The organism is Mesorhizobium sp. M7A.F.Ca.CA.004.12.1.1 (genome assembly GCF_003997835.1).
GTDB lineage: Bacteria > Pseudomonadota > Alphaproteobacteria > Rhizobiales > Rhizobiaceae > Mesorhizobium.
In genome coordinates this window covers 1-3,094 of record NZ_RZRK01000717.1, presented here as the reverse complement: position 1 = coordinate 3,094, position 3,094 = coordinate 1, and the positions used below count along the sequence as shown (strand labels likewise).

At 61.7% G+C, this 3,094-nt stretch carries 2 protein-coding genes; both read left to right on the top strand.

From position 1 onward, the window contains the following. Nucleotides 1-126 precede the first annotated feature (126 nt). Nucleotides 127-456, top strand: a complete 330-nt coding sequence (gene clpS, locus EN984_RS28300; RefSeq protein ID WP_023812950.1) for an ATP-dependent Clp protease adapter ClpS — start codon at nt 127-129, stop codon at nt 454-456. Between the two features lie 6 nt (nt 457-462). Then, nucleotides 463-2,931, top strand: a complete 2,469-nt coding sequence (gene clpA, locus EN984_RS28295; protein ID WP_127258970.1) for an ATP-dependent Clp protease ATP-binding subunit ClpA — start codon at nt 463-465, stop codon at nt 2,929-2,931. Nucleotides 2,932-3,094 lie beyond the last annotated feature (163 nt).

The following is a 3,094-nucleotide window of genomic DNA, read 5'->3' as shown; positions in this document are numbered from 1 at the left end:
ATTGTCAGCTAACCAGAAGGGCTTAAAATCGTACATCGAACACCTACATGTCGAACTCGCATGGGGAATCGAAAGAGGCAGGAATACGTGACTTCAGGTTTGACTGCCACGAGACGCGTGGTGCGAATGCAAGACGGCGACGGTAACGGCAATGGGGCCGGCCGTGGGACGGCCGTCATCACGCGCACCAAAACCAAGACCAAGAAGCCCAGCCTTTATCGGGTCCTCATCCTCAACGACGACTACACTCCGATGGAGTTCGTGGTTCACGTGCTGGAGCGTTTTTTCCAGAAGGATCGCGAAGCCGCCACACGCATCATGCTTCATGTTCACAATCATGGAGTGGGCGAGTGCGGGGTCTATACATTCGAGGTGGCCGAGACCAAAGTGTCCCAGGTCATGGATTTCGCCCGACAGAATCAGCATCCGCTGCAATGCGTGATGGAGAAGAAGTGAGGTAACATGCCGGCTTTCTCCCAAGGCCTGGAAAAGGCGCTTCACCAGGCGCTGACGCTCGCCAATGAGCGGCACCATGAATATGCAACCCTAGAACATCTGCTGCTCGCGCTCATCGACGACACCGAGGCGGCCGCCGTCATGCGAGCCTGCAATGTCGATCTCGATGAGCTCAAGCATACGGTTCTCACCTATATCGACACCGAGCTCGACAACCTCGTCACCGGTTACGACGAGGACTCCAAGCCGACGGCCGGTTTCCAGCGCGTCATCCAGCGCGCGGTGATCCATGTGCAGTCGTCCGGCCGCGAGGAAGTATCGGGCGCCAACGTGCTCGTCGCCATTTTCGCCGAGCGCGAGAGCCATGCCGCCTATTTCCTGCAGGAACAGCAGATGACCCGCTACGACGCGGTCAACTACATCTCGCACGGCATTGCCAAGCGTCCGGGCGCGTCAGAGACACGCTCGCCGCGCGGTGCGGACGACGAGCAGGGCGGCCAGAACGGCGCCGAGCCGCAAGAGGAAGGCGGCAAGAAGAAGCAGCAGCAGGATGCGCTGACGGCTTATTGCGTCAATCTCAACAACAAGGCCAAGGCCGGCAAGATCGACCCGCTGATCGGCCGCGAATCCGAGATCAACCGCACCATCCAGGTGCTGTGCCGCCGCTCCAAGAACAACCCGCTCTATGTCGGCGACCCCGGCGTCGGCAAGACTGCGATCGCCGAGGGCCTGGCCAAGCGCATCGTCGAGGGCGACGTTCCCGAAGTGCTGCACAACGCCACCATCTTCGCGCTCGACATGGGCACGCTGCTCGCCGGCACGCGCTATCGCGGTGATTTCGAGGAACGGCTGAAGCAGGTCGTCAAGGAGCTCGAGGATTATCCCGGTGCCGTGCTGTTCATCGATGAGATCCACACGGTCATCGGGGCAGGGGCGACATCAGGCGGCGCCATGGATGCGTCCAACCTGTTGAAGCCGGCGCTGTCATCGGGTGCGATCCGCTGCATCGGCTCGACCACCTACAAGGAGTTCCGGCAGTTCTTCGAGAAGGACCGTGCCTTGGTGCGGCGCTTCCAGAAGATCGACGTCAACGAGCCGACCATCGAGGACGCCATCGAGATCATGAAGGGCCTCAAGCCCTATTATGAGGAGTTCCACAAGGTGAAGTTCACCAACGAGGCGATCAAGGCCTCGGTGGAACTGTCGGCACGTTACATCAACGACCGCAAGCTGCCGGACAAGGCGATCGACGTGATCGACGAGACCGGCGCCTCGCAGATGCTGGTGCCGGAAGCCAAGCGCAAGAAGACCATCGGCATCAAGGAGATCGAGGCGACGATCGCCACCATGGCCCGCATCCCGCCGAAGACGGTTTCGGCCGACGACGAGAAGGTGCTTCAGGGCCTCGATATCGAGCTGAAGCGCGTCGTCTATGGCCAGGACACCGCGATCACCGCGCTGACCTCGGCGATCAAGCTGGCGCGTGCCGGCCTGCGCGAACCGGAGAAGCCGATCGGCTCCTACCTGTTCTCGGGTCCGACCGGCGTCGGCAAGACCGAAGTTGCCAAGCAGTTGGCCGCGTCGCTCGGCGTCGAGCTGATCCGCTTCGACATGTCGGAATATATGGAACGCCACACCGTCTCGCGGCTGATCGGCGCGCCTCCGGGCTATGTCGGCTTCGACCAGGGCGGTCTTCTGACGGACGGCGTCGACCAGCATCCGCATTGCGTGCTGTTGCTCGACGAGGTCGAGAAGGCGCATCCGGACCTGTTCAACATCCTGTTGCAGGTGATGGACCACGGCAAGCTGACCGACCATAACGGCAAGCAGATCGACTTCCGCAATGTGATCCTGATCATGACCACCAATGCGGGCGCGTCGGATGCGCAGCGCGCGGCGATCGGCTTCGGCTCGACCAAGCGCGAAGGCGACGATGTCGAGGCGATCAACCGGTTGTTCACGCCGGAGTTCCGCAACCGGCTCGATGCGATCATCCCGTTCGGCTCGCTGCCGGTGCCGGTCATCCATCAGGTGGTGCAGAAGTTCGTCATGCAGCTCGAGGCCCAGCTTTCCGAGCGTGGCGTCACCTTCGACCTGTCGGCGGATGCGATCGCCTGGCTCGCCGACAAGGGCTATGATGAGCGCATGGGAGCGCGGCCGCTCGGCCGTGTGATCCAGGAGCACATCAAGAAGCCGTTGGCCGACGAGGTGCTGTTCGGCAAGCTCAAGAAGGGCGGCACGGTGCGCGTCACCGTCGAGAAGAAGGAAACCGGCGAGACCGGCCTGAAGCTCGAATCGCTCGCCGACGAGGCGCCGGTGAAGCCGAAGAAGGAAGAGCCGGAAGAAACGCCGAAGCCCAGAAAGGCCGTGGCGAAGAAGCCGGCGGCCAAGAAGCTGGTGGCGCAGAAGCCCGAAGCCAAGGGCAAGGACGGCGGCAAGCGCAGTCTCGTCCCGCAACTGCCCAGAAAGAACTGACCTTGAGGAAAGTCGAAAAGCCCCGGAAACGGGGCTTTCAGACTGCTGACAAACCCCTGGCATTTGCTGGGGGTTTTTGATTCACTGGGTCATGTTGAAGCGACCCGCCCCTGAACAGACCGCGCTCGAGATGGTGACGCTGGATCAGTTGGTTCCTGCCGAT

Bases quoted from the DNA above. Each gene is read 5' to 3' on its own strand.
- clpS (WP_023812950.1), top strand. From the start codon at position 127: ATGCAAGACGGCGACGGTAACGGCAATGGGGCCGGCCGTGGGACGGCC.
- clpA (WP_127258970.1), top strand. From the start codon at position 463: ATGCCGGCTTTCTCCCAAGGCCTGGAAAAGGCGCTTCACCAGGCGCTG.